The following is a 3862-nucleotide window of genomic DNA, read 5'->3' as shown; positions in this document are numbered from 1 at the left end:
GACGGGCCGCGCTCGACGCGCGCCTCTCCCTGCTCGAGCGCGGCGGGAGCGCCGATCCCGAGCTGCGCGCGCCCATGCCCGGCAGCGTCACGACGCTGCTCGTCGCGGATGGCGACCGCGTCGCGGCCGGACAGGCCGTGCTCGCGATCGAGGCCATGAAGATGGAGCATCGCGTCACCGCGACCGTCGCCGGACTCGCGCGCATCCGCGTCGCCGTCGGCGACCAGGTCTCGCGCGACCAGGTCGTCGCGCGCGTCGAACCCGGCGCCGACGATGACGGGGCCGACTCCGCGGCATCCGACGAACGACCCCGGGGCGGCGCACACGACGCCGCCGTCCCGAACGCATCCCACCAGGAATGAGGAGCACCATGCACGACCTGACCGACGAGGAACAGCAGCTGTACGACATGGTCTGCGAGTTCGCCGACACCGTCGTGGCCCCGCAGGCGTACGAGGCCGATCGCACGCACGAGCTCTCGATGGACGTCGTCGCGCAGATGGGCGAGCTCGGGCTCTTCGGCCTGCCGTTCCCCGAGGAGGTTGGAGGGCAGGGCGGCGACTACATGGCGCTGTGCCTCGCGATCGAGGCGCTCGCCCGCGTCGACCAGTCGGTCGCGATCACCCTCGAGGCCGGCGTCGGCCTCGGTGCCATGCCGATCTTCCGCCACGGCACCGACGAGCAGAAGGCGGAGTTCCTGCCGGACCTCGTGGCCGGTCGCGCCCTCGCCGGCTTCGGCCTGACCGAGCCCGAGGCCGGTTCCGACGCCGGCGCGACCCGCACGACGGCCGTCCTCGACGGCGACGAGTGGGTCGTGAACGGATCCAAGCAGTTCATCACCAACTCGGGCACGCCGATCACCTCGTTCGTCACCGTCACCGCCGTGACAGGGGAGCGCACGCGTCCCGACGGCTCCACCGCGAAGGAGCTCTCCACGATCATCGTGCCGAACGGCACCCCCGGGTTCACCGTCGGGCCCGGCTACGACAAGTCCGGATGGCGCGCCTCGGACACCCATCCGCTGACCTTCGACGACGTCCGGGTGCCGGCCGCGAACCTGCTCGGCGAGCGCGGGCGAGGCTTCGCGAACTTCCTGCAGGCGCTCGACGAGGGCCGCATCGCGATCGCCGCGCTCGCGACGGGCGCGGCGCAGGGCTGCCTCGACGAGGCCCTGGCCTACGCGAAGACCCGCAACGTCTTCGGCGTGCCGATCGCGAGCCACCAGTACATCGCGTTCACCATCGCCGGCATGCAGGCCCGCGTGCACACCGCCCGCCTCGCCTGGCACGACGCGGCGCGGCGCGCCGACGCAGGGCTGCCGTTCAAGAAGGAGGCGGCGATCGCGAAGCTCGTCTCGAGCGACGCGGCGATGCTCAACGCCCGCGACGCGACCCAGATCTTCGGCGGCATGGGCTTCATGAACGAGACGACCGTGGCCAGGCACTACCGTGACTCGAAGATCCTGGAGATCGGCGAGGGCACGAACGAGGTGCAGCTCATGGTCATCGCGCGCGAGCTCGGGCTGGCCGCGTAGGCGGCGCGACCGCCGAGGGAGGAGGGAGCGTCATGACGGATGCCGAGATGCGCGAGGTCGTCCAGCGCGGACTCTGGTTCGAGGAGTTCGAGGAGGGCGTGCGCTACCTGCACCGTCCCGGTCGCACGGTGACGGAGGCCGACAACGTCCTGTTCACGACGCTGACCATGAACCCGCAGCCGCTGCACCTCGACGCCGCGTGGTCGGCGCGCCAGCCGTTCGGCCGCGTCCTCGTGAACTCGCTCTTCACGCTGTCGACCCTCGTCGGCCAGTCGGTGGGGCAGCTCACGCAGGGCACGCTCGTCGCCAACCTCGGGTTCGGGGCGGTCGCGTTCCCGAATCCGGTGTTCGTGGGCGACACCCTGTACGGCGAGAGCGTCGTCGAGTCGAAGCGGCTCTCGTCCTCGCGTCCCGGAGAGGGCATCGTGGTACTCGCGCACACCGCGCGGAACCAGGACGGCGCCGTGGTCGCGACGGCGTCGCGCACGATGCTCGTCTGGACCCGCGACGCCGGCGAGCAGCAGGCGGACCGCGACGGCGAGGTGAGCGGATGACGCACCCGCCCTTCCCGTTCGGACCGGCCCTGCTGTTCTGCCCGGCCGACCGGCCCGACCGGTACGCCAAGGCTGCGGAGCGCGCCGACGCGGTGATCCTCGACCTCGAGGACGCCGTGGCCGAGGCCGGGAAGTCGGCGGCGCGCGAGTCGCTGGTGGCGAACCCGGTCGATCCCGCACGGGTCATCGTGAGGGTGAACCCGGCATCCACGCCGCACTTCGCCGACGACGTCGCCGCGTTGCGACGGACCTCCTATCGCACGGTCATGCTCGCCAAGTGCGAGGGCACGGTCGACCTCGTGGCGCTCGAGGACTTCGACGTGATCGCGCTGTGCGAGACCGCACGCGGCGTGCTCGCCGCGCCCGAGATCGCGTCGGTGCCGATCGTCTCCGCGCTCATGTGGGGTGCGGAGGACCTCGTCGCCTCGCTCGGCGGCGCCTCGAGCCGCCACCCCGACGGTCGATACCGCGACGTCGCGCGACACGCCAGGTCCCAGGTGCTGCTCGCGGCCGGCGCGCACGGCGTGGCGGCGATCGACGCGGTGCACCTCGACCTCGCCGACGCGGATGGCCTCCGTGCCGAGGCCGAGGACGCGGCCGCGCTCGGCTTCGCCGCCACGGCGTGCGTGCATCCGGGCCAGGTCGAGGTCGTCAGGGCGGCGTACGCTCCCAGTGGCGAGCGCCTGGAGTGGGCGCGCGCGCTGCTCGCCGAGGCCGCCGTGCGCGAGCGCGACGGCGTGTTCGCCTTCCGGGGGCAGATGGTGGATGCGCCGCTCCTGCACCAGGCGGAGGCGGTCGTGCGGCGGGACCGAGCCCATGGAGGGTCCGGGGAAGGGACAGGAGCCTGATGAAGATCATCGTCCTCGTGAAGGAGGTCCCCGACACCTGGGGGGAGCGCAAGCTCGACCTCGAGACGGGACTCGCCGATCGCGCCGCCGGCGAGGTGGTGCTCGACGAGATCGGCGAGCGGGCGCTCGAGGTGGCGCTCGCCCACGCCGACGCCCACGACGGCACCGAGGTGGTGGTCATGTCGATGGGGCCCGAGAGCGCTGCGACGACGATCCGGAAGGGCCTGGCGATGGGAGCCGCGTCGGCCGTGCACATCGCCGACCCGGCGCTGGCCGCCGCGGACCTGGGACTGACCGCCCGCACCCTGGCCGCCGCGATCCGGCGTTCCGGGTTCGACCTCGTCATCACCGGCAACCTCTCGACCGACGGCAGCGGCGGCGTCATCCCCGCGATGCTCGCCGAGCTGCTCGGCGTGCCGAACGCCACGGCGCTGTCCTCGGTGGAGATCGCCGACGGCTCGGTGTCCGGGGTGCGCGCCGTGGAGGGCGGCACCATGCGGGTGAACGCGCCGCTTCCGGCGGTCGTCTCGATCACCGAGGCGCTGCCCGACGCCCGGTTCCCCAACTTCAAGGGCATCATGGCGGCGAAGAAGAAGCCGTTCGAGACGCTGGGCGCCGCCGACCTGGACGTCGAGCCGGAGGATCTCTCCGTCGGCTGGTCGATCATGACCGCCGTCGCCGAGAAGCCCCCGCGCACGGCGGGGACCAAGATCACGGACGACGGCGACGGCGGCACGAGGATCGCGGAGTTCCTCATCGAGAACCGGCTGGTCTGAGAGGACGAACATGACCGACCACCCTGCAGACTCCATCCTCGTCCTGCTCGAGACCGCACCGGACGGCGCGCTCGCCACGAGCGCCGCGGGCCTGCTCGCGGCCGCTGCGCAGATCGGCACGCCGGTCGCGCTGGCCGTCAGCGCGCCCGG

At 72.5% G+C, this 3862-nt stretch carries 5 protein-coding genes; all 5 read left to right on the top strand.

The genetic code is table 11. From position 1 onward, the window contains the following. Positions 1-362 (top strand): acyl-CoA carboxylase biotin carboxyl carrier protein subunit (locus ESO86_RS13005; protein WP_165307799.1); only part of this gene is annotated, 362 nt, incomplete at its 5' end. An 8-nt stretch (positions 363-370) separates the two neighbouring features. After that, on the top strand, positions 371-1534 hold the full coding sequence (locus ESO86_RS13000) for an acyl-CoA dehydrogenase family protein (protein ID WP_129235406.1): 1164 nt from the start codon (positions 371-373) through the stop codon (positions 1532-1534). A 32-nt stretch (positions 1535-1566) separates the two neighbouring features. Continuing rightward, complete coding sequence (locus ESO86_RS12995) at positions 1567-2088, top strand: MaoC family dehydratase (protein ID WP_165307797.1); 522 nt, start codon at positions 1567-1569, stop codon at positions 2086-2088. Further along, the gene (locus tag ESO86_RS12990; RefSeq protein WP_129235405.1) at positions 2085-2936 is read left to right on the top strand and encodes an HpcH/HpaI aldolase/citrate lyase family protein; all 852 of its coding nucleotides are present in this window, start codon (positions 2085-2087) and stop codon (positions 2934-2936) included. Before ESO86_RS12995 ends, ESO86_RS12990 begins: the two co-directional genes overlap by 4 nt. Further along, positions 2936-3712 carry an electron transfer flavoprotein subunit beta/FixA family protein gene (locus ESO86_RS12985; RefSeq protein WP_129235404.1) on the top strand — a complete coding sequence of 259 codons (777 nt, stop codon included), beginning with the start codon at positions 2936-2938 and terminating at the stop codon, positions 3710-3712. The genes ESO86_RS12990 and ESO86_RS12985 overlap by 1 nt, the downstream gene beginning before the upstream one ends. Positions 3713-3862: the final 150 nt, after the last annotated feature.

Origin of the sequence: Agromyces binzhouensis (assembly GCF_004135055.1) — a bacterium.
GTDB classification, from domain to species: Bacteria; Actinomycetota; Actinomycetes; order Actinomycetales; family Microbacteriaceae; genus Agromyces; species Agromyces binzhouensis.
The sequence above is the reverse complement of the archived record's forward strand: the minus strand, read 5'-3'. Positions and strand labels throughout refer to the sequence as shown.

Excerpts from the sequence above, each read along its gene's own strand:
- ESO86_RS13000 (WP_129235406.1), top strand. The coding sequence starts at position 371 with ATGCACGACCTGACCGACGAGGAACAGCAGCTGTACGACATGGTCTGC.
- ESO86_RS12995 (WP_165307797.1), top strand. The coding sequence starts at position 1,567 with ATGACGGATGCCGAGATGCGCGAGGTCGTCCAGCGCGGACTCTGGTTC.
- ESO86_RS12990 (WP_129235405.1), top strand. The coding sequence starts at position 2,085 with ATGACGCACCCGCCCTTCCCGTTCGGACCGGCCCTGCTGTTCTGCCCG.
- ESO86_RS12985 (WP_129235404.1), top strand. The coding sequence starts at position 2,936 with ATGAAGATCATCGTCCTCGTGAAGGAGGTCCCCGACACCTGGGGGGAG.